Annotated in this window: 24 protein-coding genes; 15 read left to right on the top strand and 9 right to left on the bottom strand. The window is 67.7% G+C overall.

Translation table 11 applies throughout. The features are described from left to right. The first annotated feature begins 3 nt into the window (after positions 1–3). The 6 genes from hpaE to PUN51_RS09060 all read left to right on the top strand — a co-directional run bounded on the left by hpaE (position 4) and on the right by PUN51_RS09060 (position 7396). Complete coding sequence (gene hpaE / locus PUN51_RS09085) at positions 4–1515, top strand: 5-carboxymethyl-2-hydroxymuconate semialdehyde dehydrogenase (protein WP_224023423.1); 1512 nt, start codon at positions 4–6, stop codon at positions 1513–1515. A gap of 55 nt (positions 1516–1570) precedes the next feature. Continuing rightward, positions 1571–2650, top strand: coding sequence for a 3,4-dihydroxyphenylacetate 2,3-dioxygenase (gene hpaD / locus PUN51_RS09080; protein WP_275180651.1), 1080 nt, complete (start codon positions 1571–1573; stop codon positions 2648–2650). Positions 2651–2652: 2 nt separating this feature from the next. Beyond that, positions 2653–3438 carry a 2-oxo-hept-4-ene-1,7-dioate hydratase gene (hpaH, locus tag PUN51_RS09075; RefSeq protein ID WP_275180650.1) on the top strand — a complete coding sequence of 262 codons (786 nt, stop codon included), beginning with the start codon at positions 2653–2655 and terminating at the stop codon, positions 3436–3438. Next, positions 3423–4226, top strand: coding sequence for an HpcH/HpaI aldolase family protein (locus PUN51_RS09070; protein ID WP_275180648.1), 804 nt, complete (start codon positions 3423–3425; stop codon positions 4224–4226). The genes hpaH and PUN51_RS09070 overlap by 16 nt, the downstream gene beginning before the upstream one ends. Positions 4227–4249: 23 nt before the next feature. Further along, entirely contained in the window at positions 4250–5758 is a 1509-nt protein-coding gene (locus PUN51_RS09065; RefSeq protein ID WP_275180646.1) for an NAD-dependent succinate-semialdehyde dehydrogenase, read from the top strand. Between the two features lie 228 nt (positions 5759–5986). Then, a complete protein-coding gene (locus PUN51_RS09060; RefSeq protein ID WP_275180644.1) occupies positions 5987–7396 on the top strand; it encodes an aldehyde dehydrogenase family protein in 1410 nt (469 codons plus the stop codon). A gap of 72 nt (positions 7397–7468) precedes the next feature. On the opposite strand, the gene PUN51_RS09055 is transcribed toward PUN51_RS09060, so the two are convergent. From PUN51_RS09055 to PUN51_RS09030, 6 genes are all read right to left on the bottom strand, one after another. Then, positions 7469–7855: a hypothetical protein gene (locus PUN51_RS09055; protein ID WP_224027230.1), complete on the bottom strand. Its 387-nt coding sequence runs from the start codon at positions 7853–7855 to the stop codon at positions 7469–7471. Between the two features lie 205 nt (positions 7856–8060). Next, a complete protein-coding gene (locus tag PUN51_RS09050; protein WP_141159097.1) occupies positions 8061–8486 on the bottom strand; it encodes a heat shock protein transcriptional repressor HspR in 426 nt (141 codons plus the stop codon). A gap of 15 nt (positions 8487–8501) precedes the next feature. Beyond that, on the bottom strand, positions 8502–9473 hold the full coding sequence (locus PUN51_RS09045; RefSeq protein ID WP_201302379.1) for a DnaJ C-terminal domain-containing protein: 972 nt from the start codon (positions 9471–9473) through the stop codon (positions 8502–8504). A gap of 174 nt (positions 9474–9647) precedes the next feature. Beyond that, the gene (locus PUN51_RS09040) at positions 9648–10349 is read right to left on the bottom strand and encodes a nucleotide exchange factor GrpE (RefSeq protein WP_275180640.1); all 702 of its coding nucleotides are present in this window, start codon (positions 10347–10349) and stop codon (positions 9648–9650) included. Positions 10350–10352: 3 nt separating this feature from the next. Continuing rightward, entirely contained in the window at positions 10353–12221 is a 1869-nt protein-coding gene (gene dnaK, locus PUN51_RS09035) for a molecular chaperone DnaK (RefSeq protein WP_224023438.1), read from the bottom strand. Between the two features lie 173 nt (positions 12222–12394). Beyond that, complete coding sequence (locus PUN51_RS09030; RefSeq protein ID WP_043453649.1) at positions 12395–12718, bottom strand: ArsR/SmtB family transcription factor; 324 nt, start codon at positions 12716–12718, stop codon at positions 12395–12397. A gap of 97 nt (positions 12719–12815) precedes the next feature. On the opposite strand from PUN51_RS09030, the gene PUN51_RS09025 reads away from it, so the two are divergent. Continuing rightward, the gene (locus tag PUN51_RS09025) at positions 12816–14063 is read left to right on the top strand and encodes an MFS transporter (protein WP_275180638.1); all 1248 of its coding nucleotides are present in this window, start codon (positions 12816–12818) and stop codon (positions 14061–14063) included. 18 nt (positions 14064–14081) lie between these two features. Here the strand turns inward: PUN51_RS09025 and PUN51_RS09020 are convergent, their stop codons facing one another. Then, positions 14082–14378 carry a hypothetical protein gene (locus tag PUN51_RS09020; protein WP_159630210.1) on the bottom strand — a complete coding sequence of 99 codons (297 nt, stop codon included), beginning with the start codon at positions 14376–14378 and terminating at the stop codon, positions 14082–14084. Positions 14379–14471: 93 nt separating this feature from the next. Next, positions 14472–15218 (bottom strand): TetR/AcrR family transcriptional regulator, encoded by a 747-nt coding sequence (locus PUN51_RS09015; RefSeq protein ID WP_275180634.1) that lies wholly within the window; start codon positions 15216–15218, stop codon positions 14472–14474. A 133-nt stretch (positions 15219–15351) separates the two neighbouring features. On the opposite strand from PUN51_RS09015, the gene PUN51_RS09010 reads away from it, so the two are divergent. Further along, positions 15352–16272, top strand: coding sequence for an NAD-dependent epimerase/dehydratase family protein (locus tag PUN51_RS09010; protein WP_374114930.1), 921 nt, complete (start codon positions 15352–15354; stop codon positions 16270–16272). An 18-nt stretch (positions 16273–16290) separates the two neighbouring features. Here the strand turns inward: PUN51_RS09010 and PUN51_RS09005 are convergent, their stop codons facing one another. Beyond that, positions 16291–18492: an MMPL family transporter gene (locus PUN51_RS09005; RefSeq protein ID WP_275180630.1), complete on the bottom strand. Its 2202-nt coding sequence runs from the start codon at positions 18490–18492 to the stop codon at positions 16291–16293. A 203-nt stretch (positions 18493–18695) separates the two neighbouring features. Between PUN51_RS09005 and PUN51_RS09000 the strand changes: the two genes are divergently transcribed. The 7 genes from PUN51_RS09000 to PUN51_RS08970 all read left to right on the top strand — a co-directional run bounded on the left by PUN51_RS09000 (position 18696) and on the right by PUN51_RS08970 (position 25593). Continuing rightward, positions 18696–19196, top strand: a complete 501-nt coding sequence (locus tag PUN51_RS09000; RefSeq protein ID WP_275180628.1) for a MarR family winged helix-turn-helix transcriptional regulator — start codon at positions 18696–18698, stop codon at positions 19194–19196. A gap of 29 nt (positions 19197–19225) precedes the next feature. Then, positions 19226–20044 carry a methyltransferase domain-containing protein gene (locus tag PUN51_RS08995; protein ID WP_159630202.1) on the top strand — a complete coding sequence of 273 codons (819 nt, stop codon included), beginning with the start codon at positions 19226–19228 and terminating at the stop codon, positions 20042–20044. An 81-nt stretch (positions 20045–20125) separates the two neighbouring features. Further along, complete coding sequence (locus PUN51_RS08990) at positions 20126–20749, top strand: LysE family transporter (protein ID WP_159630200.1); 624 nt, start codon at positions 20126–20128, stop codon at positions 20747–20749. A gap of 138 nt (positions 20750–20887) precedes the next feature. Continuing rightward, entirely contained in the window at positions 20888–21421 is a 534-nt protein-coding gene (locus tag PUN51_RS08985) for a low molecular weight protein-tyrosine-phosphatase (protein WP_159630198.1), read from the top strand. Between the two features lie 72 nt (positions 21422–21493). Further along, positions 21494–22045, top strand: a complete 552-nt coding sequence (locus PUN51_RS08980; protein WP_275180625.1) for a DUF2231 domain-containing protein — start codon at positions 21494–21496, stop codon at positions 22043–22045. Between the two features lie 33 nt (positions 22046–22078). Then, on the top strand, positions 22079–24184 hold the full coding sequence (pabB, locus tag PUN51_RS08975; RefSeq protein ID WP_275180623.1) for an aminodeoxychorismate synthase component I: 2106 nt from the start codon (positions 22079–22081) through the stop codon (positions 24182–24184). A gap of 143 nt (positions 24185–24327) precedes the next feature. Continuing rightward, positions 24328–25593, top strand: a complete 1266-nt coding sequence (locus PUN51_RS08970) for a multidrug effflux MFS transporter (protein ID WP_275180622.1) — start codon at positions 24328–24330, stop codon at positions 25591–25593. Positions 25594–25614 lie beyond the last annotated feature (21 nt).

Raw genomic sequence — 25614 nt, 5'->3', positions numbered from 1 at the left:
ACGATGACGACCTCAGTAGAAACCGCCAAGCACTACGTCCCTGAGGACCTGCCCACCCACATCCAGCACTACATCAACGGCCAGTTCGTCGATTCCGTGGGCGGCAAGACCTTCGACGTCCTGGACCCGGTGTCCAACCGGAACTACGCCACCGCCGCGGCCGGCCAAAAGGAAGACATTGACCTCGCCGTCGCCGCCGCCCGCGACGCGTTCGTGAACGGCCCCTGGCCGAAGATGAAGCCCCGCGAGCGCGCCCGCATCCTGAACAGGATCGCCGACGCCGTCGAGGCCCAGGAAGCCCGCCTCGCCGAACTGGAAACGTTCGATACCGGACTGCCGATCACCCAGGCCAAGGGCCAGGCCCTCCGCGCCGCCGAGAACTTCCGCTTCTTCGCTGACCTGATCGTGGCCCAGTTTGATGACGCCATGAAGGTCCCGGGCTCGCAGATCAACTACGTGAATCGCAAGCCGATCGGCGTGGCCGGACTGATCACCCCGTGGAACACCCCCTTCATGCTCGAGTCCTGGAAGCTGGCCCCTGCGCTGGCCACCGGCAACACCGTGGTCCTCAAGCCGGCCGAGTTTACGCCGCTTTCCGCGTCGCTGTGGGCCACCATCTTCAAGGACGCCGGCCTGCCCGATGGCGTCTTCAACCTGGTCAACGGCCTGGGCGAGGAAGCAGGCGACGCCCTGGTCAAGCACCCGGACGTCCCGTTGATCTCCTTCACCGGCGAGACCACCACCGGCCAGACGATCTTCCGGAACGCGGCCGCCAACCTCAAGGGCCTCTCCATGGAACTCGGCGGCAAGTCCCCCTGCGTCGTGTTCGCGGACGCCGACCTGGACGCCGCCATCGATTCCGCCCTGTTCGGCGTCTTCTCCCTCAACGGCGAGCGCTGCACCGCCGGCTCCCGCATCCTGGTGGAGCGCGCCATCTACGACGAATTCTGCGAAAAGTACGCCGCCCGGGCCAAGAACATCGTGGTCGGCGATCCCCACGACCCCAAGACCCAGGTGGGCGCCCTGGTCCACCCCGAGCACTACGAGAAGGTGGCCTCCTACGTGGAGATCGGCAAGTCCGAAGGCCGGCTCCTGGCCGGCGGCGGCCGCCCCGGCCACCTGCCCGAAGGCAACTACATCGCCCCCACGGTGTTTGCCGACGTCGCACCCGACGCCCGGATCTTCCAGGAGGAGATCTTCGGACCGGTCGTGGCCATCACCCCGTTCGAGAACGACGACGAGGCCCTCGCCCTGGCGAACAACACCAAGTACGGCCTGGCCGCCTACATCTGGACCCAGAACCTCACCCGGGCCCACAACTTCTCCCAGAACGTCGAGGCCGGCATGGTGTGGCTGAACAGCCACAACGTCCGCGACCTGCGCACCCCGTTCGGCGGCGTCAAGGCCTCGGGCCTGGGCCACGAGGGCGGCTACCGCTCCATCGACTTCTACACCGACCAGCAGGCCGTGCACATCACGCTCGGCACCGTCCACACCCCCAAATTCGGCGCCTAAGCCAGCCGGCCGCCGTCGTACTTTCCACGCCCCCTTTCAAAGAAGAGAGAATCCAATGACCAACTTCGTCCCCACCCCCACCGTCCCGGCACCGGACATCGTCCGCTGCGCCTACATGGAAATCGTGGTCACGGACCTCGCCAAGTCCCGCGAGTTCTACGTGGACGTCCTGGGCCTGCACGTCACCGAAGAAGACGAAAACAACATCTACCTGCGCTCCCTGGAGGAGTTCATCCACCACAACCTGGTGCTGCGCAAGGGACCGGTGGCCGCCGTCGCCGCTTTCGCCTACCGGGTGAAGTCCCCCGCCGAGGTGGACGCCGCAGAGGCCTACTACAAGGAACTCGGCTGCCGGGTGGAGCGCCGCAAGGAAGGCTTCACCAAGGGCATCGGCGACTCCGTCCGCGTGGAGGACCCGCTGGGCTTCCCCTACGAGTTCTTCTACGAGGTGGAGCACGTGGAACGCCTCACCCAGCGCTACGACCTCTACTCCGCCGGCGAACTGGTCCGCCTTGACCACTTCAACCAGGTCACCCCGGACGTCCCCAAGGGCCGCAAATACCTGGAGGACCTGGGCTTCCGCGTCTCCGAGGACATCAAGGATTCCGACGGCGTCACCTACGCCGCGTGGATGCACCGCAAGCAGACCGTCCACGACACCGCCCTCACCGGCGGCAACGGCCCGCGCATGCACCACGTCGCGTTCGCCACGCACGAGAAGCACAACATCATCCAGATCTGCGACAAGATGGGTGCCCTGCGCATCAGCGACCGGATCGAACGCGGCCCCGGCCGACACGGCGTCTCCAACGCCTTCTACCTCTACATCCTGGACCCGGACGGACACCGCATCGAGATCTACACCCAGGACTACTACACCGGCGACCCGGACAACCCCACCATCACCTGGGACGTCCACGACAACCAGCGCCGCGACTGGTGGGGCAACCCCGTGGTCCCGTCCTGGTACACCGAAGCCTCCCTGGTCCTGGACCTCGACGGCAACCCGCAGCCGGTCATTGTCCGCGAGGAGAAGTCCGAGATGGCCGTGACCGTGGGCGCCGACGGCTTCTCCTACACCCGCAAGCCGGAGGGTGAAGCCGCTGAGGGCTTCAAGCTGGGAGTCCAGGTCTAACCATGCTGGAGCCAAAGACGATTGAGGCCATCGCGGACGAGCTGGTGGAAGCCGGCCGGACCCGCACCCCTGTTCCCCGCCTGACGGCCCGCTACCCGGAAATGACGGTAGAGGACTCCTACGCCGTGCAGCAGCTGTGGCGCCGCCGCAACGAGGACGCCGGCCGGACCCTGGTGGGGCGCAAGATCGGCCTCACGTCCAAGGCCATGCAGGCCGCCACGGGCATCACCGAGCCGGACTACGGCGCCATCTTCGACGACATGGTGCTGGACACCGGCTGTTCCGTGGCGTGGGACCGGTACACGCATCCGCGGGTGGAGGTGGAGCTGGCGTTCGTCCTGAAGGACGGGCTGAAGGGCCCCGGCGTCACCATCTTCGATGTCCTGAAGGCCACCGACTACGTGGTTCCGGCCCTCGAAATCCTGGACTCCAGGATCGAGATGGAGGGCCGGACCATCGTGGACACCATCTCGGACAACGCCGCGATGGGTGCCATGGTGATCGGCGGCAACCCCGTCAAGCCGGACGCCGTGGACCTCCGCTGGGTCTCCGCCATCCTCTACAAGAACCAGACCGTGGAGGAAACCGGCGTGGCCGCCGGGGTCCTGGACCACCCTGCCAACGGCGTCCACTGGCTGGCCAACAAGATCGCCGCCCACGGCGACGCCCTGAAGGCCGGGGACATCATCCTGGCCGGGTCCTTCACCCGTCCCCTGTGGGTCTACAAGGGCGATACCGTTCACGCCGACTACGGCCCACTGGGGAGCGTGACATGCCGTTTCGAATAGAGGACACCTTCCGGTCCGCTTTGGCCCAGGCGGACCGCCCACTGGCCGGGATGTGGGTCTGCTCCGGCAGCCCGCTGGTCGCCGAACTGTGCGCGGGATCGGGCCTGGACTGGCTCCTGGTGGACGCCGAGCACAGCCCCAACGGGCTCGAATCCATCCTGGCCCAGCTCCAGGCCGTCCACGGCTACCCGGTCCACACCCTGGTCCGGCCCCCGGTCAACGACACCGTGGTGATCAAGCAATACCTGGACCTGGGTGTGCAGAACCTGCTGATACCCATGGTCAACTCGGTGGCCGAGGCTGAAGCCGCGGTGGCCGCCACCCGCTACCCGCCCCACGGCGTCCGCGGAGTGGGGTCCGCGCTGGCCCGCGCCGCACGCTGGAACCGGGTCCCGGACTACCTGGCCCGGGCCAACGAGACCATCAGCGTCACCGTCCAGATCGAATCCACCGCCGCCGTGGCGGCGGTGGAGGACATCCTCAAGGTGGACGGCGTGGACGCTGTCTTCGTCGGCCCGTCAGACCTCGCCGCCTCCATGGGCCTGCTGGGACAGCAGGAACACCCCGAGGTGCGCGCCGCCGTCGACCACTGCCTGTCGGCTGCCGCAGCGGCCGGGAAGCCCGCTGGCGTGAACGCCTTCAACCCCGACACCGCCCAGCACTACCTCGACCATGGCGCCGGCTTCATCCTGGTGGGCGCCGACGTCGCCATCCTGGCCCGCGGCTCCGAAGCCCTCGCCGCAAAGTACATCAAACCCGCTGGCGGCGGCACCCCCGCCAGCTACTGACCTCCCCTTCCTAAGGACTTCCCATGACAGTTACTTCCGAGCTGCCCCCTGCCCTCACGCCGGAGCGCGAAACGGCCCTGCTGGCTTCCGTGCCCACTGGTCTTTTGATCGATGGTGATTGGGTGGAGGCGTCCGACGGCGGCACGTTCGACGTGCACGATCCGGCCACCGGGGAGGTGCTCGCCACCCTCGCCTCCGCCACCAGCGCCGATGCAGTCGCGGCTTTGGACGCGGCCGACGCGGCCCAGGCGTCGTGGGCACGGACTGCGCCGCGGGTGCGGTCGGAGATCCTGCGCCGCGCCTTCGACCTGGTCACCGAACGGGCGGATGACTTCGCGCTACTGATGACCCTGGAGATGGGCAAACCCCTGGCCGAGGCCCGCGGCGAAGTGACCTACGGGGCGGAGTTCCTGCGCTGGTTCGCCGAGGAAACCGTCCGCGACTACGGCCGCTACCTCACCACCCCCGAAGGCAAGAACAAAATCCTGGTCCAACGCAAACCCGTCGGACCCTGCCTGCTCATCACCCCCTGGAACTTCCCGCTCGCGATGGCCACCCGCAAGGTCGCCCCCGCCGTCGCCGCCGGCTGCACCATGGTCCTCAAACCCGCCAAACTCACCCCGCTCACGGCGCAGTACTTCGCCCAGACCATGCTCGACGCCGGCCTCCCCGCCGGAGTGCTAAATGTGGTTTCGTCCTCCTCTGCGTCCGGGATCTCCGGGCCGCTGTTGACCGACCCGCGGCTGCGGAAGGTCTCCTTCACCGGCTCCACCCCGGTCGGCAAACGCCTCATGGCCGACGCCGCCCAGAACGTGCTCCGGACCTCGATGGAGCTCGGCGGGAACGCCCCGTTCATCGTGTTCGAGGACGCCGACCTCGACGCCGCGGTCGACGGCGCCATGGCCGCGAAGATGCGGAACATGGGCGAGGCCTGCACCGCAGCGAACCGCTTCCTGGTCCACGAAACCGTGGCGCAGGAGTTCACCCGCAAGTTCGCCGCCGCCATGGGCGCCCTGACCACCGGCCGCGGCACCGACCCGGACAGTAAAGTCGGGCCGCTGATCGACGCCGGCGCCCGCGACGACGTCCACACCCTGGTATCAGCGGCCGTGGAGGCCGGGGCCGTGGCCGTGACCGGCGGCGCCCCCGTGGACGGGCCCGGCTACTTCTACCAGCCCACCGTCCTGGCCAACGTGCCCAACGACGCCGCGATCCTCGGCCAGGAAATCTTCGGCCCCGTCGCCCCCATCACCACATTTAAAACCGAGCAAGAAGCCATCGAACTGGCCAACAACACCGAGTACGGCCTGGCTTCCTACCTCTACAGCAAGGACTTCAACCGGCTCCTCCGCGTCGCCGAACAGATCGAGTTCGGCATGGTCGGGTTCAACGCCGGCGTCATCTCCAACGCCGCAGCACCCTTCGGCGGCGTCAAACAATCAGGCCTCGGCCGCGAAGGCGGCTCCGAAGGCATCGCCGAATACACCACCACCCAATACATCGGCATCGCCCACCCCTACGCGGCCCAATAAGACCGCCCAAACTGGCCCAGTTATCACTGCGGGACCCCGGAAACCCGGGGTCCCGCAGTCATTAACCGTTCAAAAGTGGGCCAGCGTGACACACACCCGCCGGCGTTCGCTCCAGCACAACAGTCCTGCGCACAAAGACAAGAGCCTGGAGCAGGGTCCAGCCCACACTGGGAGTAACCCGCTACGCCGACCGGCTGGCGTCCATGCCTACTCGAAGTGGAGTATCCCTTGGAAACCTATGATGCGCTTCTCGCGTCCATTGCCCCCGCCGCCGGCACCGGCCGGACCATCTTTGACCCTGCCACCGGTGCAGCCGTGGGCGAAGCCCCCATCCACGATCTCGACTACCTCGAAGGCGCCGTGTCCGCCGCCGTCGCAGCCCAGCCCGCCTGGGCTGCCCAGGGCCACGACGCAAGGTCCGCCGCGCTCCTCAAAGCAGCCGACGCCGTCGAGCGCTCCGCCGAGAAACTCGCCCAACTGCTCTCCCGCGAGCAGGGCAAACCCCTCAACGGCCCCAACGCCCGTTTCGAAGTCGGCGCCTGCGTCGCGTGGCTCCGCGCCACCGCCGGACTGCCGCTGGAACCGGAAACCATCGTGGACGACGGCGAGACCCGCGCCGAGCTGCATTACCGGCCCATCGGCGTCGTCGGCGCGATCGGCCCCTGGAACTGGCCCATGATGATCGCCGTCTGGCAGCTCGCCCCCGCCCTGCGGATGGGCAACGCCGTGGTGGTCAAGCCTTCCGGCAACACCCCGCTCTGCGTCCTGGCCCTGGTCAAGGTCCTCAACGAGGAACTCCCTGACGGCATCCTCTCGGTGGTTTCCTGCGGCCGCGAAGTGGGCGCGCGCCTCACCGACCACCCGGCAATCGGCAAGATCATGTTCACCGGCTCCACCGCCGGCGGCCGCGCCATCATCAAGTCCTCCGCTGACACCGTCAAACGTCTCACCCTGGAACTGGGCGGCAACGACGCCGGCATCGTCCTGCCCGACGCCGACCCCAAGGCCATCGCCCAGGACGTCTTCTGGGGTGCGTTCCTCAACACTGGCCAGACCTGCGCCGCGCTCAAGCGCCTCTACGTCCACGACAGCATCTACGACGCGGTCTGCGAAGAACTTGTAGCGGTGGCCAAGGCCATGCCGATGGGCAACGGCCTGGACGAGAACAACGTACTCGGCCCGCTGCAGAACAAGGCCCAGTACGACGTCGTGGCGAACCTCGTGGAGGCAGCGAAGGCTTCGGGCGCACGCGTCCTGCTCGGCGGGAACCCGGACACCAGCCAGCCCGGCTACTTCTACCCCACCACCCTGGTAGCGGACATCGACAACGACAACCCGCTGGTGGCTGAGGAACAGTTTGGCCCGGCCCTGCCGATCATCCGCTACAGCACCATCGACGAAGCAGTGGAGAAGGCAAACGGACTCGACGTCGGACTCGGCGCCTCCGTCTGGTCCCCGGACCTGAAGACCGCCCGCGAGGTCGCAGCCCGGATCCAGGCCGGCACGGTGTGGATCAACCGGCACGGCGCCGTTGACCCCCGCATCCCGTTCGGCGGAGCCAAGCAGTCCGGTTACGGCGTGGAGTTCGGCGTCGAAGGCCTCAAAGCGCTCGGCGTCCCCCAGGTCATCAACGGCTGATCGAGACTTCAACGGCGGGGGTCCCGCATGCAACCCGCATGCAGGACCCCGCTGTACTGTTTGCCGGTGTTGCTAGCCCATGGCCGGTGCGGTGGACGTCCGGCCGGCGAACTGCCGGCGGGCCCAGCGGGCGAGCTTCTTGCCCTTGCCCTTCCACCAGTTGTCCTCGTCCTTGTTGTGGTGGAAGCGGAAGACGATGGCCACCAGCACGAACATGCCCATCACCACATCGACCCAGGACGACCTCACCAGGGCGATGAAGACGGTCAGGGCGTTGGCCATGACCGAGGGAATGGCCAAGGTCCGGAACACGGTACTGGCCACGAAGCGCCGGTGCGACCTCGGGACGGACAACTCGCGGACCATGTCGAAGCAGACGCAGACCACCACGATGGTTTGGCCGATGGCCAGCAGGACCTGGCCCGGCATGGAGCCGCTGAAGGCAGCCACGGCTTCCATTCCCGGGCTCACGGCCGGGCCTTGCTGTTAAGAGCTTTGCTGAGAACTTCAAACACGGAAAACCCCCAGAACTTGCGGAACCATCGCCGCTGATCCGGCGATGGTTCCATTCAAGTTTCAGGGGGCTTTTCCGTCACGAGTAGTGGGTACTCTAATTTCGCGGAACGCCGGAAGGCGGTACCTGCCGGGCCCTGCTGGCCGGCTTCTACTGCCCGATGGCCCGCGGCCGCCAGACCACCATGGCCTGGGACCTCGGCCGGGGCCGCTGCCCCCGCGCCAGGCTCACCACGTCACCGGCGGCGCCGGCGGCGAAGATCCGTGAATCCACCGCCCGCGGACGGCGGCCCAGTTCCTCGGTGAGTTCCGAGATCCGGCTTTGCAGCGCGGCCACCTGGTTTTCGAGTTCCAGGATGCGCTTGATCCCCTCCAGCGACACACCCTCGTGGGACAGCCGCTGCACTTCGCGCAGCATGTTCACGTCCCGCTGCGAGTAGCGCCGGGACTTGCCCGGGGCACGGCTGGGCTTGACGATCCCGAGCCTGTCGTACTGCCGCAGGGTCTGCGGGTGCATGTCCGCCAGCTCGGCAGCCACGGAGATCACGAAGATCGGCTGGTCAGCACTGATGTCCACGGCTCACCTCCGCTCCTAGAGCCGGGCCTTGGCTGCCAGGCCCTCACGGACATCCGCCGACGACGTGGCCTCGGCGAACGCCTTGACCGCAGCTTCGGCATCCTTGTTGAGATTCTTGGGAACCGCGACGTCGATGGTCACCAGGAGGTCGCCCGTGGCCTTGGACGTCTTCACGCCTTTGCCCTTGACCCGCAGGGTACGGCCCGACGGCGTGCCCGCCGGAACGCGCACCTTGACCTTCTCGCCGTCGATGGTGGGAACCTCGATGTCCGCTCCCAACGCAGCCTCCGGGAAGGTGACGGGTACGTGGATGCGGAGGTTGTCGCCGTCGCGCGTGTAGAAGGCGTGGGGCTGGACGGAAACGGACACCACCAGGTCGCCGTTGCCGGCCGCACCGGGCTGGCCCTTGCCGCGGACGCGGACCTTCTGGCCGTCCTTGATGCCTGCCGGGACACGGACGTCGATGACCTCCCCGCTGGGCTCGCGCAGGCCAATGGTGGTGCCGCGGATGGACCCGGCGAAGGAAATGCTGGTGGAGGCCGTACGGTCGGCACCCTTTTGCGGGGTGCGCTGGAAGCCTGGTGCGCCGCCGAAGCCGCCGAAGAGGTCAGCGAACTCGGGCGGGATCCCGCCGCCTGCGGGGTTGAATCCGCCCGCATGGCGTCCGGTGTTGCCGGTGAACAGGCCGCCGAACATGTCCTCGAACCCGCCGTTGCCGCCCGCGGCACCGCCGGGAGCAAAGCGGGCACCGCTGCCCATGGCCCGGATAGCGTCGTACTGCTGGCGTTCGTCGGGATCCGAGAGCACCGAATAAGCCTCGGAGATGTCCTTGAACTTCTTCTCGGAAGCAGCGTTCCCCGCATTCGTATCAGGGTGGTGCTGCCGCGCAAGCTTCCGGTAGGCCTTCTTGATATCGGCTTCGGAAGCGTCCTTGGCAACACCAAGGATCTTGTAAAAGTCCTTGTCCACCCAATCCTGGCTAGCCAATGGCGTTTCCTTTCAAAGTACAAAAGCGTAAGGCGAGATTACCGCTAAGCCGGAGCGGATGAGGGGGCCCGGGAGTGGCATCGGGCCTGCCGAAGCGTGGCGGCTTAGGTCCGCAGGACCAAGCCGCCACGCGTAGGGGCGGGGCCCCCTCATCCGCGGAGGCGTTGGGGTGAACTACGCAGGGACCGCGACGATGACCTGGGCTGCGCGGAGGACGCGTTCTCCTGATTTGTAACCTGAGCGGAGGACCTGGCTGACGGTGTCAACCTCGATGTCCTCGCCGGGCTGCTGGATCAGGGCCTCGTGGATCGTGGGATCGAACTCCACGCCGGTCTCGTTGATGCGGACCAGGCCGTAGGTCTTCAGCGCGTTCTCCAGTTTGTTGGCGATCGCGGCGAAGGGACCATCGGTCAGGTCACCGTGCTGCCGGGCGGCGTCGACGTCGTCCAGGACCGGGAGCAGGGAGTTCAGGACGCCGATGACGGCCATTTCCCCTGCCACGGCGCGGTCGCGTTCAACCCGCTTGCGGTAGTTGACGTACTCAGCCTGGAGGCGGAGCAGGTCGTTGCGCAGTTCGGCTGCCTCGGCGTTGCCGGCTGATCCTGCCGGAGCGCCCTGGGCCACGGATTCCTCGGCCGGCACGTCCACGCCGTTAAGGATCTCTTCGGCCTGGGCCAGCGCGTCGCCGTCGGAATCCGCTGCCCCGGCCTGGGACCCGGCCCCGGGGGCGGACTGGCCGCCCTCGGGGTGCCGGGCCTGCCCGGTCACCGGATCAACCTTGCGGTTGTCCCGGATGACCGGCTCCTGGCCGTTGCCGTGCGCGTTCTGCTGGCCGGCGGATGCGTTGTGCTCTTCCTCGTTACCGTGGTGCGGCATGGGTTACTTCTTCGCTTCGTCTTCGTCGATGATCTCGGCGTCGACGATGTCCTCGTCCGAGGAACCTGCCGAAGCTCCGGCGGCACCCTCAGCGCCGGGTGCGGCTGCGCCGTCCGGGGAACCGGCCTGGGAGTAGATGGCCTCGCCGAGCTTGGTCTGGGAAGCCTGCAGCTTCTCGAACGCGGTCTTCACGGCGGCATCGTCGGTGCCTTCGAGGGCCTTCTTGAGGCTGTCGACGTCGGCCTGGACCTCGGTCTTGACCTCTTCGGGCAGCTTGTCCGCGTTGTCGGCGATCAGCTTGTCCACGGAGTAGGCCAGTTGCTCGGCGGTGTTGCGGGTGTCGGTCGCCTCGCGGCGGGCCTTGTCCTCGGCTGCGTGCTCCTCGGCGTCACGGACCATGCGGTCGATGTCTTCCTTGGACAGGCTGGAGCCGCCGGTGATGGTCATGGACTGTTCCTTGCCGGTGCCCTTGTCCTTCGCGGAGACGTGGACGATGCCGTTGGCGTCGATGTCGAAGGTGACCTCAACCTGGGGAACGCCGCGCGGCGCCGGCGCGATGCCGGTCAGCTCGAACGTGCCCAGCGGTTTGTTGTCCCGGGTGAACTCGCGCTCGCCCTGGAAGACCTGGATGGCCACGGACGGCTGGTTGTCGTCGGCCGTGGTGAAGGTCTCGGACCGCTTGGTGGGGATGGCGGTGTTGCGCTCGATCAGGTGCGTCATCACGCCACCCTTGGTCTCGATGCCGAGGGACAGCGGGGTGACGTCGATCAGGAGGACGTCCTTGCGCTCACCCTTCAGCACACCGGCCTGCAGGGCTGCGCCGACTGCCACGACCTCGTCCGGGTTGACGCCCTTGTTGGGCTCCTTGCCGCCGGCCAGTTCCTTCACCAGCTCGGACACGGCGGGCATACGGGTTGAACCGCCCACCAGCACGATGTGGTTGATGTCGGAAAGCTTGATGCCGGCTTCCTTGATGACGTCGTGGAACGGCTTCTTGGTGCGCTCCAGCAGGTCCTTGGTGAGGTCCTGGAACTTGGCGCGGGTCAGCTGCTCGTCCAAGTGGACCGGGCCGTCGGGGGTGACGGACAGGTACTGGAGGGAGACGTTGGTGCTGGACGAGGAGGAGAGTTCCTTCTTGGCCTGCTCGGCTGCTTCACGGAGGCGCTGCAGGGCGATCTTGTCCTTGGACAGGTCGATACCCTTGACCTTGAGCTGGTTCAGCAGGTAGTCAACGACGCGCTGGTCCCAGTCGTCGCCGCCCAGGCGGTTGTCACCGGCGGTGGCGCGGACCTGGATGGTGGAGAAGTTGTCTTCGTCCTTGCCGACTTCCAGCAGGGAGACGTCGAAGGTACCGCCACCGAGGTCGAACACCAGGATGAGTTCGTCTTCCTTGCCCTTGTCCAGGCCGTAGGCCAGTGCTGCGGCGGTGGGCTCGTTGACGATGCGCAGGACGTTCAGGCCTGCGATCTCGCCGGCTTCCTTGGTGGCCTGGCGCTCGGCGTCGTTGAAGTAGGCCGGGACGGTGATGACGGCGTCGGTGACCTTTTCACCCAGGTAGGACTCGGCGTCGTTCTTCAGCTTCATGAGGATACGGGCGGAGATTTCCTGCGGGGTGTACTTCTTGCCGTCGATGTCCACCTTCCAGTCGGTGCCCATGTGGCGCTTGACCGAAGCGATGGTGCGCTCGATGTTGTTGACGGCCTGGCGCTTGGCGATCTCGCCAACCAGGACTTCGCCGGACTTGGAGAATGCAACGACCGACGGCGTGGTGCGGCCACCCTCGGCGTTGGCAATAACGGTGGGCTCGCCACCTTCGAGAACGGAGACGACGGAGTTGGTGGTTCCGAGGTCGATACCTACTGCACGTGACATGTGTTGCTTCCTTCTTTCCTTGGAAACTGGTTGGCGCCCAATGATTGAGCGTTCTGCACTCAACTTTACTCAGCCACCAAAGGATGTCAACACAAGTTGAGCGAACTACGCTCAACTTTGCTCAGGGCGTACAACAGCGCACGACGGCGGCACGCACCGGCGGTGCGGAGGCGTCAGTCCGCGCCGGGCGCATCCAGGACTGCGGCGAGCAATCCGGGGAACCGGGCATCAAGGTCCTCGGCGCGCAGGGTCAGCCTGCGGCCGCGCCCGTTGGCCTCGTTCCGGATGATGCCTGCCTCGCGGAGCACCTTCATCAGGTGGGACTTGGTGGACTTGGGCATCTCCGGATTGCCGAGGGTGCATTCGGCCATATCGAGGGGGCCGGCACGGAGCTGGCGCGCGATTTCCAGCCGGTCGGGATCGCTCAGGGCGAAGAGCACACTGGGCAAGTGGAGGTCCGCGCGTTCGGGATGGGTGAGGTTCGCCGGTGTAGCCACGGTTCGACTTTAGTTGAACCATCGTGGACATGCCAGTAGTCTGAGGTTTCGATTATTTTCGAACCAACCACACCCCCAATGCAGAAGGCGGCATGTTGTGACGCACCCACCCGCAGTCCGGCCCAGAGAGTCGCACCGGCGGCTGGGTTTCGTCCTCATTGCTGCCGCCACGGCAGCCATGATGGCCGGAGCCAGCGCGCCGTCCCCGTTCTACCCCACCCTGCAGGAGCAGCTGCACCTGCTGCCGGTGGCCACCACCGGGATCTTCGCCGTCTACGCCGTGGCCCTCCTGGCGGCCCTGCTGGTCTTCGGTTCCATCTCCGACCACCTCGGCCGCCGCCCGGTCATCAGCGCGGCATTCCTCCTGCTCGCCGGCAGCGTCGTGACCTTCCTGGCAGCCGATTCGCTGGCGATGCTGCTGGCGGCCCGCGTCCTCCAGGGGGTGGCCAGCGGCATCCTCCTCACCACGCTCTCCGCGGCCATCGCCGATCTGGAACCGGAGGATGACCCGGGCTCCAGCGCCGCCTGGAACACGGTGGCACCCCTGGGCGGCCTGGCCCTGGGCGCGCTGGCATCGGGCCTGCTGCTGGACCTCCTCGCGGAGCCCCGCGTGCTGGTGTTCGTCTCGCTCTCGGTCCTGTACGTGGTGTTCGCCGCACTGGTGTGGGCCTGCCCGGAAACCTCACCCCGCACGCCCGGGGCGGCGGCTTCACTCAAGCCGCACCTGACCCTGCCGCCGGCCGCACGCCGCGCATTCCTCACCGGCGCCCCGGCCGTTTTTGCCGGCTGGGCCACGGGCGGGCTGTACCTCTCCCTTGGCGCCGCGATCGTGCACACCACCTTCGGCATCCGGGAGCATCTGTGGCAGGGCATGGTAATCACCATCCTGGCGGGGACAGGAGCCGCGTCGGCGGCCTTCCTGCACCGCTTTGGAGCCCGCACCATCACCATTTTCGGCACCACGGCGCTGGCCGTGGGGACCGCATTGTCGCTGCTGGCCCTCGGCCTGGATTCGTTTGGCCTGTTCCTGGCCGCTGTGGTGGTGGCAGGCGCCGGTTTCGGCACTGCCTTCATGGGCGTCATCCGGTCCATCAGCCCCCTGGTGGAGGATCATGAACGCGCCGGGACTTTTGCCTCGCTCTTCGTCGTGGCCTACACGGCCTTCGGCGTTCCGGCGGTGCTGGCAGGCCTGCTGGCCCCCATCCTGTCCCTCCCGGTCACCACCTACGCCTATGGCGGCCTGGTGACGGTCCTGGCTGCGGTGGCAGCCATCAGCCGCACCCGCAGCAAGGACGCCCAACCCGCCAGGGAGGACAGCCTGGTGGCGGCGGACGCCGTCGCGTAAGGGGACCCCCGCGGGTGCCTACCGGCCGGAGTCGGGGCGCCCATGGAGCGGTCCGCGCTCCTCATCGGTCGCCTGGACCTGGCCGTCGGTGAGGCCCTCGCGGACGGCACGCTCCGTCCGGGCGCCTCCGGTGGTGCCGGCGTCGCCGTAGTCGCCTTCCTCGTATTCGCCATCCGAAACGTCCCGGTCGGGCTCGTTGAGGGTCCCGGCGTCGCCGTAATCCCCGTCGACGTACTGCCCGCCTTCCCCCTCCAGGCCGGGTGCGCTGCTGCCCTTGCGGGGCTCCTCGGCTGCAACTTCAGGATTCTCAGTCATGGTGCATCTCTCCTTTGAGGCTCCGCGTCCGTCCGGGCGCACTGGCAGTCTATCGACGGGGCGGGCGCACCAACAGGCCTTGAACCGCCCCCGTCAGGAGGGCTGCGCCGGCAGGCCCGCGGTCCCCGCCAGGACGGCGAGGTGATGGTCGAAGAGTTCATGCGGCGCCCGGAAGGTGTCCGGCCCGTACTGGTTGAACACTTCGAAGCTGACGGCACCGAAAAGGGAACTCCACACCAAAACGCCCCGCGCCACCAGCTCGTCCGGGATGGCCAGCCCGAATTCCCGGCGGATGGCCTCCAGGTCGGCGGCCAGCGTGGGCGGAAGCTGCGGGGATGGTCCCACAACCGCCAATTGCCCCGCCCTGGAGGCGGCGTCCAGGATGCCGATGAGGCTGACGATGACGCGCGTGCCGGGACCCGTGGTGCGTTCGGCCGGGGCGTTGTAGCCGGGAACCGGACTGCCGAACAGGAGCGCATAGCTGGCAGGCTCGCGCAGGGCCCACGTCCTGACGGCTCCGCCCAGGGCCATGAACCGGCCAAGATGGTCACCCTCCGGGGCCGCCGCAACGGCCGCGTCCACCTCGTCCCCCAGTTCACCGAAGGCGTCGATAAGCAGCAAGGTGAGCAGCTCGTCCCGGCTCTCAACGTAGCGGTAGACGGCGGAGGACACCACTCCCAGATCCCTTGCCACGGCCCTCAGGGAGAGGGCGGCCGCACCGTCGGTGGCCAGGTGCTGCCGACCCAGCCGGACAATGTCCGCCACCGTCTGCGACCGCGCGCGCTGCCGGGGCGTCAGGAGCCGGGGCTGGTCAGCGGTTGATCCGCGGGCGTCATCCATGACCCCAGCATGCCATAAACGAGAGCGTGGGAAGCTAAAGAGAGCACTGCTCTTGACTTTGCCACCCTGTATGCGCATCCTTGTTTTCGAGAGCACTGCTCTCAACTACTGAAAGGGAGACAAAGTGCCTGACATATATGTGGTGACCGGGGCGGGACCGGTGGGGTGGACGGTAGCGGAACAATTGGCGGACCGGGGACGGCAGGTGCGCATCCTGACCCGGTCGGGCAGCGGACCGGACCACCCGCTCATCGAGCGCATCAGCGGGGACGCGAAGGACCCGGCGGTTCTTCGCACTGCCCTTGCCGGCGCCAAAGCCGTCTTCCACTGCATCCACGGCTCGGCATACACCGCGGCCGCGTGGCGGGCAGAGCTGCCTGCCGCCGAACAGGCAGTCCTCAGCGCCGCGCAGGAGGTGGGCGCCGTCGTCGTCTTCCCTGAAAGCCTCTATTCCTACAGCGAGGCGGACCGCGTGATCACTGAGGCCGGCCCGCGCAGGGCCACCGGAGGCAAGCGCGGTGTGCGGACGGACCTGCTGCAGGCGCGCGAGGCCTCGGCCACGCCCACGGTAAGCGTGGTGGCCGGCGACTTCTTTGGACCGCGCGTCCGGATGGCGCACGCCGGCGAGCGCATGGTGGCCCCGGTCCTTGCGGGAAAGAACGTCAGCGTGATGGGAAGCGCCCGCCAGCCGCACTCGTTCACCTACGTACCCGACCTGGCCGGCGCCATGATCGCGGCCGCGGACCAGCCGTCCGCCTGGAATGCCGTGTGGCATGCCCCGACGGGGCCGGCGCGCACGCAGAAGGAACTTGCAGCGGCCTTCGCTGCGGCGGCGGGACGGCCCACCCCGAAGGTGCGCGTCCTTCCCGGCTGGACCATCCGGACGGCGGCACTGGTTTCAGCCGGCGCCCGCGAGCTGGCGGAGATGCTGTACCAGTTTGAGCGGCCCTTCGTCATGGACTCCGCAGCTTCCGAGGCAGCGCTTGGAGTCAGCCACACGCCGCTGGAAACGGCTGCTGCCGCCACCGTGGAATGGTGGCGGCAGCAGCGGTAGTCCGGCGGAACGCAGGGGCTAACGGGCGGGAACCTCTTCCCGGGGCTCGACGTCGGGCTCCCGCGGCTGCACGGCATCCCGGCCATCCGTCCGTCCCAGCTTGCTGGGCCACCAGATCTTCGGCCCGATGTCGTAGGCCAGGGCCGGCACCAGCAGCGAGCGCACCAGCACGGTATCGAGCAGGACGCCGAATGCCACGATGAAGGCCAGCTGCACCAGGAACATGATGGGGATGACGCCGAGGGCGGCGAAGGTCGCGGCCAGCACCACGCCGGCCGAGGTAATGACGCCGCCGGTCACCACCAGGCCACGCAGGATGCCGGGCCGGGTGCCGTGCTTAAGCGATTCCTCGCGGACCCGGCTCATCAGGAAGATGTTGTAGTCCACGCCCAGGGCCGCCAGGAAGACGAAGCCGAACAGCGGAACGGTGGCGTCGGCTCCCGGGAAACCAAAGAGGTTGTTGAACACGAAGGCCGAGACTCCCAGTGCGGCCGCGTAGGAGAGCACCACGGAGAGCACCAGCAGGACCGGGGCCACGATGGAGCGCAGCAGCAACATCAGGATGAAGAGGATGACCACCAGGACCACCGGGATGATGACCAGCAGGTCGCGCTGGGCGGTGGTGTTGGTATCCAGGGCGGTGGCAGTCACGCCACCCACCAGGGCGCCGGGATCAACGGCCTTCACCTCGGTGCGCAGGGCCTTGATGGTCTCCTCCGCTTCCAGCGAGTCCGCGGCGTTCTTCAGGGTGGCGTTGATGAGCACCTTCCCGTCCCGGACGTCGGGTGCGGTGGGAGCACCCGGGGCTCCGGTGACAGGCACGCTGCCGCGGCCCAGCAGGTACGCCTCGCCCACGCCGTCGTCGGCTTTCACCTTGTCCAGCACCTCCGCGGCTTTGCCCTGGTCGGCAACCACGACGGCGGGGCTGCCGCTGCCGGCGTCGAAGTGGCGGGCCAGCGCATCCTGGCCGTCCACGGCGTTGGATGCGGTGAGGATGACGTCCGTCTGCGGCACGCCGTTGGCTTTCAGCTGGAATAGTCCGCCCGCGGCCACGAGGAGCAGGAGGACCGAGGCGACCCAGACGGTCCTGGGCCGCCGCGAGACGAGCGACCCGGTGGCCCGCCACAGGCCCTTCTGGCCCTCCAGGCCGGTGACCAGTTCGGGTTCGCGCTGGTCCGCGGGGAGGAGCTTGGGGCGGAAAGGCCAGAACGCGGCCCGGCCCAGCAGAGCCATCAGGGCGGGCAGCAGGGTCAGCGCGGCGAACAGGGCGCAGAGAATGCCTGCGGCGGCCACCGGGCCCAGGGCCTTGTTGGAGTTCAGGTCGGAGAAGAGCAGGCACAGCAGCGCGATGATCACCGTGGCGCCTGAGGCAAGGATGGGCTCGAAGGACGCTTTCCAGGCGGTCAGGACGGCCGCGGTGCGGTTGGTGGTGTGGGTAAGGGCCTCGCGGAAGCGGGCCACGAAGAGCAGGGCGTAGTCCGTGGCGGCACCGATCACCAGGATGGAAAGGATGCCCTGGCTCTGCCCGTTGAGCTGGATCCAGCCGGCCTTGGCCATGCCGAACACCAGCAGGATGGCCGCGCAGAGCGCGAACACCGAGGTGAGCAGGACCATGATGGGCAGCAGCAGGGACCGGTAGACGACCAGGAGGATCACGAAGACGGCGGACAAAGCCACAAGCAGGAGGATGCCGTCAATGCCGCCGAACGCTGCGGTGAGGTCTGCCGCGAGGCCGGCCGGTCCGGTGACGAAGGTCCGGGCACCGTCCGGCGCCGCCTCTTCCACCGCGGCCCGGAGTTCCTTGACCGCGTCCTTCAGTTCTGCAGAGGATCCGATGGGGACCACGAACTGGACGGCCTTGGCGTCCTTGGACGGAATCGGGCCAATCACCGTGCTGCCCAGCTTAAGGCTCTCCAGACCGGTCTTCAGGGTGGCCAGTCCGCCCAGCTGCTGCGGCGTGAAGGCCTGGTCCTGCTCGATGACGACGATGCCGGGAACCTCATCGGAGTCGCGGAACTTCGCCTGCCAGTCCTGCGCCTCCGTGGCCTCGGCGCTGGCAGGGAGGAAGGATGCCTGGTCATTGGAGGAGACCTCTTCCAGGCGGCCGAAGGTGGGACCGCCTACCCCGGCCAGCCCCAGCCATGTCAGCACCAGGACAACGGGAACCAGCCAGCGCAGCCAGAACGGAACGCGTTTCCTGCCAACTTTTGAGCGTTTCATGATGCCTTCCATGGTGAGCGTGGGGAGTAGTATTTGTTCCAGCATAGATTATCTCCATAACAGAGATAAGTGCCAGTCAAGCTTTTTTGGGGTCGGCCCCCTGACCGACAGCTGCGACAGCCGGCGATGCCCGGCGCTGGAGTAATATCCGTCAGGACGCCGGCGCAGGAAATGGGCCGTGAACAATGACAAGGGAGGTGGAGATGGCAGAGACGAACACTCCCCAGCCATCCCCCTTCGAGCAGGCGGGACCGCAGTTCGGCCATCCGCTGCTCCGGATCCTGCAGGAGTTCACCATCGAGGCGAACCGGTACGTGGATGCCGCCGGGGACCGCAAGGACATGCACCGCACGGACATGAACGCACTCGCCGTGATCATGCGCCACACCGCCAGGGGCAACGTGGTGACGCCCGGGCTGCTGCGGAAAGAACTGAACCTTAGCTCCCCCGCCACCACGGCACTGATCGACAGGCTGGACAACTCCGGGCACGTGGTCAGGGAGCGGCACAGCACTGACCGGCGGCAGGTCCAGCTGAAGATGACCCCCAAGGCCTTCCAGGAGGGCGGCGCCATCTTCGCCCCGCTGGCGCAGCACATGGGCAGTGCCATGGCCGGGTTCACGGAGGAGGAACTGGATACCGTCACCCGCTTCATGACGGCGATGATCGACGCCACCGTGGCGGCAAGGACAGAATCCGGGTAGCTCCCGTTCCCAAGGGGTAGCGTTTGGTTATGAGCGACCAGCAGCCTGAAGACGACGTCTACACGCATGGCCACCACGAGTCCGTAGTCCGCGCCCACGCCGCCAGGACTGCCGAAAATTCGGCCGCGTTCGTCCTCCCCTACCTCACGCCGGGATCCACCCTGCTCGATGTCGGGTGTGGGCCTGGCACCATCACCTGCGACTTCGCAGCCCTGGTCAACCCCGGCAAGGTCACCGGCCTGGACCGCTCGCCGGACATCGTGGCACAGGCCCAGGCACTCGCCGTCGAGCGGGAAGTGCCCAACATCGAATTTGTGGCAGGCAACATCTACGACCTGGACTTCGCCGACGAAACGTTCGACGTCGTCCACGCCCACCAGGTGCTCCAGCACCTGACCGACCCCGTCGAGGCACTGCGCGAGATGCGCCGCGTCGCCAAGCCCGGCGGCATCGTGGCCGTCCGGGACGCAGACTTCCACGGCATGAGCTGGTACCCGGAGATCCCGGAGCTGGACGAGTGGATGGACCTTTACCAGCGGATTGCCCGGCGCAACGGAGCAGAGCCCGACGCCGGGCGGCGGCTGGTCAGCTGGGCCCAGTCTGCGGGATTCACCGACGTCGCCCCCACCAGCAGCAACTGGCTTTACGCCACGGCGCAGCAGCGCCGCTGGCAGGCACGTGTCTGGGGTGAGCGGGTGCTGCATTCCGCCTTCGCCGAGCAGGCACTGGAGTACGGATTCGCCAACGCGGCCGACCTCGCCCGGATCTCGGCGGGCTGGCACCGCTGGGGCTCCACGGACGACGGCTGGTTCCTGATCCCCAACGGTGAAGTCATCGCGCGGGCATAGGTTGCGGTGTCCGCCCGGCCCTGGCCCGCTGTCCCCGGCGGCTGACGGAAAGACCGGCTTTTGGCCCCGTAAGATTGTGTAGTGCAATTTTCCCTGTGGCTGGCCCTCGCGGGCGCCGGCGCCCTGATCAGCTTCACCCCGGGCGCCGGGGCCATCAACACCATGAGCAACTCGCTGAATGCAGGGTTCCGTCGGTCAATGTGGGGAATTCTGGGCCAGCAGGCGGCGCTGGTGGTGCACGTCCTGATTGTCGCCCTCGGCGTTGGCGTGCTGGTGGCCAGCTCACCCGTTGCCTTCAACGTCATCCGCTACGCGGGCGCGGCCTACCTGGTGTACCTGGGCATCCGCCAGTTCCTCAGCAAGCCAGCGGTGGCCCAGGAGCAGGCCGCCACCCTCCGGAACGAACCCGCCTGGTCCATCTTCAGGCGCGGCTTCTGGGTCAACCTGCTGAACCCGAAGGCCATCGTGTTCTTCCTGGCCTTCACCCCCCAGTTCATCCGCCCGGAACAGCCCTTGTTCACCCAGTACGCCGTGCTGACGGCCACCATTGTGGTCATCGATATTTTGGTGATGTGGTTCTTCTTTGCCGCCGCCGCCAGGTCATTCCAGCGCTTCACCAGCACGGAACGGGGCCAACTGGTCCTCAGCAGGGTGTTCGGCGCCCTGTTCGTTGGGGTGGGCATCCTGCTGGCCCTGATCCACTGACGGGCTGGTTCATGACAGGGCTTTCCGCCACAGGTGCAGGTACCCTTTTCACGCCCGGTAATGCTTCTTTACAAGCCCGTAAAACTTTGTGAACAGGCGGCTAGCCAAAGGTGATGGGAAGCGCGCATGCTTAGTTCCATGACCTCAACGTCGAGCGCATACCGCGTCATCACCGTCTGCACGGGCAACATCTGCCGGTCCCCGATGGCCGAGCTCATGCTCCAGGCAGCGCTCGAACGCGAGGGCCTGGACGGGCTGGTGGAAGTGGATTCCGCAGGCACCACCGGGTACGAGGCCGGCCGGCCCATCGATCCCCGTGCCGCTCGCCGCCTCGCAGTCACGCAACTGGCATCGGAACACCACGTGGCCCGGGAGTGGGAGCCGGAGTGGTTCCGCGAGCGCGACCTGATCCTGGCCCTGGACATTGACCACTACGCGTGGCTCAGCGAAGCCGCCCCGGACCAGGAGTCCCTGGACAAGATCCGGATGCTCCGCAGCTTCGATCCCGCCATGGCCGGGCGGGACCGGCTGGAGCAGGGCATCGAGGACCCCTGGTACGGCGGCCATGCGGATTTCGACGCCGTCTGGCACCAGATCCACACGGCGCTGCCGGGCCTGGTCCAGCACATCAGGGCAGCGGTCCTGCAGAACACGCAGCTTCAGCCGCACTAGCAGTGTCCGGGCGCAATAACGGCGCAGGAAAACATGGTGCAATCCGGCAGCAGCTGGAGTATTTTGTGCTGCATGCACGCCGCACCCAGCACCGGCAGGTACACCCGTCTCCTTGGCAGCCTTGAGGAGGCGAAACCCCTGGACGCTGCCGTCAAGGCCGCAGAACCGCTGGCGTCCCGCCTCATGGCGCAGCCCAACGTCCGCAGCCTGGTCCGCGGCGACACCACGGGCATTCCGCTGCACACCATCCTTACCGACGCACCCTTTGGCGCCTGGTGGTCGGCGGTGTTCCTGGACTTCTTTGACGACCAGGCTTCCCGCCGCTCCGCCCAGCGGCTGGTGGCCCTCGGCGTCATCACCGCCGTTCCCACCGCCCTGTCCGGCTGGGCAACCTGGTCCGGCAAGGACCGCGGCCTGAAGCGCGTGGGGATTGTGCACGCCGCCGCCAACGCCGCAGCCACCCTGGTGTACCTCGCCTCCTGGCGGGCCCGGTCCCGCGGAAACCACCGGCTGGGCGTGCGGCTGGCGCGGGCGGGGGCCGTCCTGCTGCTGGTAAGCGGGTTCCTGGGCGGCCACCTCAGCAGCGGCCGCCATGCCTCACGGCACGGTGTCATTCATGGATGAAAGCGGCCAACGGAAAACGGTACGCTCTAGTCCATGATCCCAGCCCCCGTCATCATCGCCGTCGACGGGCGCTCCGGCGCAGGAAAGACAACCCTCGCCGTCGAACTCGCGGCCCGGCTACGCGCCCACCACAAGGTGTCCCTGTTCCACCTTGAGGACATCTACCCGGGGTGGGATGGGCTGGCGGCAGGCGTTGAGCGCTATGTCAGCACGGTCCTCGCGCCGCTGAGCCGCGGCGAGGCGGCCACCTGGACCAGCTGGGACTGGGAGAACCATTACGACGGCGAGTCCCGGGTCACGCTGCCCGCGGAGATCGTCATCGTGGAGGGAGTGGGGGCCGCCGCCGAGGCAGCCCGGCCGATGCTTGGCGCCGTCATCTGGGCCGAGTCTCCGGACGACGTCCGCCGGACGCGGGCTCTGGGCCGCGACGGCGAAACCTATGAGCCGTACTGGGACCAGTGGGCCGCCCAGGAAGAAGAGTGGCTGGGCCGCGACGACGTCCCCGCCCACGCAGATCTTCGCGTCCAGAACCTCGCTGACGGATCAGCCCCGGCGGACCTCCTGAAGCTCCTCCCCTGCCTGCGGGCCCTGGCGCCTGTCCTGGCCCCGGAGCTGTCCGCACGACGCGGACTTCGGCTCCATGCCGAGCGCCTGGACGCCCTCCCGGACGCACCGGCACTGTTCCAGTCGCTGTACGGACGGTCGGCCAATGCCGTCTGGCTCGATTCCTCCAACGCTGACGCCGTCCCGGGCAGCGCCGGAGAAGACAGCGCAGACCCGGCGGCCCGGACTGCTGCGGAGCGCAGCAGGTTCAGCATCATGGCGGACGACGCCGGCACCTTCGGACAGTTCGTGACGCACCGTTCGGGAGTGAGCCTGATCAGCACGGGCTCCTCCACTGCCAGGGTCCCCGGCCCCTTCTTCCGCTGGCTGGACACCGTCTGGGGCCGCCGGGCCGTACGCACCCCGGACGGCTATCCCTGCGATTTCACCCTGGGCTGGCTCGGCTGCCTGGGCTACGAGCTGAAGCGCGAAACGGGCGGCAGTGACCTGTCCGCGCCCACCCCGGACGCTGCCCTGATCTTCGCCGGCCGGGCCGTGGTCCTGGACCATGCCGAAGGCGCCGCCTGGCTCCTGGCCCTTGACGCCCCCGACGCCGGCGAGTGGCTGGCGCAGGCCAGGGCAGCAGTGGAAGCCGCCGGCGGCGGCGCACGGCCGCCGGCGGATGGCCCGGCAGCGCAGGCCGGCGGCAGCACCGGCGTCGCGCCTTCCACAGCGCCGGCCTTCCGCAGCCGGGACACGGGTGCGCGGTACCGGGAGAAGATCACCGCCGCCCAGCACCAGATCGCCCAGGGAAACACGTATGAGGTTTGCCTGACCACCACGCTCGAAGCCAGGGTGCAGGCAGCGTCGCTGGATGCGTGGACCACCTACCTGGCGCTGCGCCGGAGGAACCCGGCCCCGTTCGCCAGCTACCTCCGGCTGGGAAACCTTGCCGTGGCCAGTACCTCGCCCGAGCGGTTCCTGAGGATCGCGTCCGACGGCGGCATGCGCGCCGAACCGATCAAGGGCACCCGGCGCCGGGCTGCGGACCCGCAGGAGGACAGCCGGCTGCGCGCGGACCTGGCCACATCCCTGAAGGACAGGGCCGAGAACATCATGATCGTGGACCTGCTGCGCAACGACCTCAGCCATTTCGCGGAGCCCGGTTCCGTGACGGTCAGCCGGCTCTGCGCGATCGAGAGCTATGCCACGGTCCACCAGATGGTCAGCACCATTGACGCCCGCCTCCTCCCGGGCGCACCGCGGGCCGAGGCAGTCGCTGCGTGCTTCCCTGCGGGCTCCATGACCGGCGCCCCCAAGATCAGCACCATGGCCATCCTGGACCACCTGGAGGCAGGTCCGCGCGGACTGTACTCGGGGGCCATCGGCTACTTCTCACTCAACGCGGCGGCCGACCTCGCCGTCGCCATCAGGACACTGGTGATCAGCACGGCCGGCGACGGGACGGCTGAACTCTCGCTCGGCGTCGGCGGTGCCATCACCTCGGACTCCGTCCCGGACGACGAATACGACGAAATACGCACCAAGGCCTACGGGGTCCTCTCCACCCTTGGCGCCGCATTCCCCGGCGACTGACGCCATCGGCTCCCTGGGGCATCCACTCCGCGGACGCCCGTTTAGGAAGACGCCCCCGGGGGTACGCCCCTGACCTAGCTGAACCGCCCAAGCCAGGCGGCGGACCCATCCCTGGGTGCTTCCACACAAGTTAGGTATGCCGCGTGACGGAACCGTCCCCTCCCCAGACCAGCAAGGCACCGCGCAGCGTCAAGTACGTTCTCATGCTTGGCGCCCTGGCCGCGCTCCCCGCCCTCACCACGGACATGTACCTGCCCTCACTGCCCGCCGTCGAGGCCGACCTCCACACCACCCAGACCGCTGTCCAGCTGACGTTGTCCGGAACCCTGGTGGGCGGCGGAATCGGGCAACTGGTGATCGGTCCGTTCTCGGACCGGTTCGGCCGGCGGCTTCCGCTGCTCATCGGCATCTCGCTGCACGTAGCCATCTCGCTGCTGTGTTCCCTGACGCCCAACATCGAAACGCTGACAGGGCTGCGCGTCCTGCAGGGCTTCTTCAACGCCGCCGCTGCCGTGGTGGCACTCGCGGTGATCCGCGACCGCTTCGTCGGCTCCGACGCCGCCCAGCTGCTGTCGCGGCTGATGCTGGTCATCGGAGTGGCTCCGCTCCTGGCCCCCACCGTTGGCCAGGGCATCGCCGGGCTCTGGAACTGGCGCGCCGTCTTCTATGCACTGGCACTCATCGGGCTGGTCCTGGTGGCAATTGTCTGGAAGTTCATGCCGGAAACGCTGCCGGGGGACAGCCGGAGCCCGGGCCACCCCCGGCACGTGGCGGGCGCCTACTGGGTGCTGCTGCGGGACAGGCACTTCATGGCGCTGGCCGTCATCCCCGGACTGGGGCTGGCCCTGATCATGAGTTACGTGGTGGGTTCGCCCTTCGTCTTCCAGAACGAATACGGCCTCACCGCCCAGCAGTTCGCCCTCGTCTTCGCCCTCAACGGCGCCGCACTTGTCCTCTCGGCCCAGCTCAACGCCGCCCTGGTCCGGAAGTTCCCGCCCGTCCGCATCCTGCGCACCGCCCTCCTGGTCCAGTTGAGCCTGGCCCTGGTGCTGCTCGGTGTGGTGGCCACGGGTGCCGGCGGCGCGGCCGGCCTGGTGGCCGGCCTGTGGCTGGTCCTGTCAGCCCAGGGCATGATCCCGGCGAACGCCTCCGTGCTCGCGCTGCACAACTACGGCCACATGGCGGGAACGGCGGCGGCTGTCATCGGGGCCCTGCAGTCCGGGGTCGCCGGACTGGTGAGCCCCCTGGTTGGGCTCCTGGGCGGGAATTCCCTGTCGATGGCCAGCGTCATGATCGGCAGCTGCACCGTGGCGGTGCTGGTGCTTGCCCTGGGAACCCCCGCCTACCGCAACGGCGGCTGGCCCGAGCACGCCGGGCACGGCGACGGGCAGCGGGTCAGTGCCGACTGACTGCTTACTGGACGGGTTTTA

The organism is Arthrobacter sp. NQ4 (genome assembly GCF_029077345.1).
In the GTDB taxonomy this organism is placed as follows: Bacteria; Actinomycetota; Actinomycetes; order Actinomycetales; family Micrococcaceae; genus Arthrobacter.
Note: the sequence above shows the minus strand (reverse complement) of the source record. Positions and strands in the feature narration are given on the sequence as shown.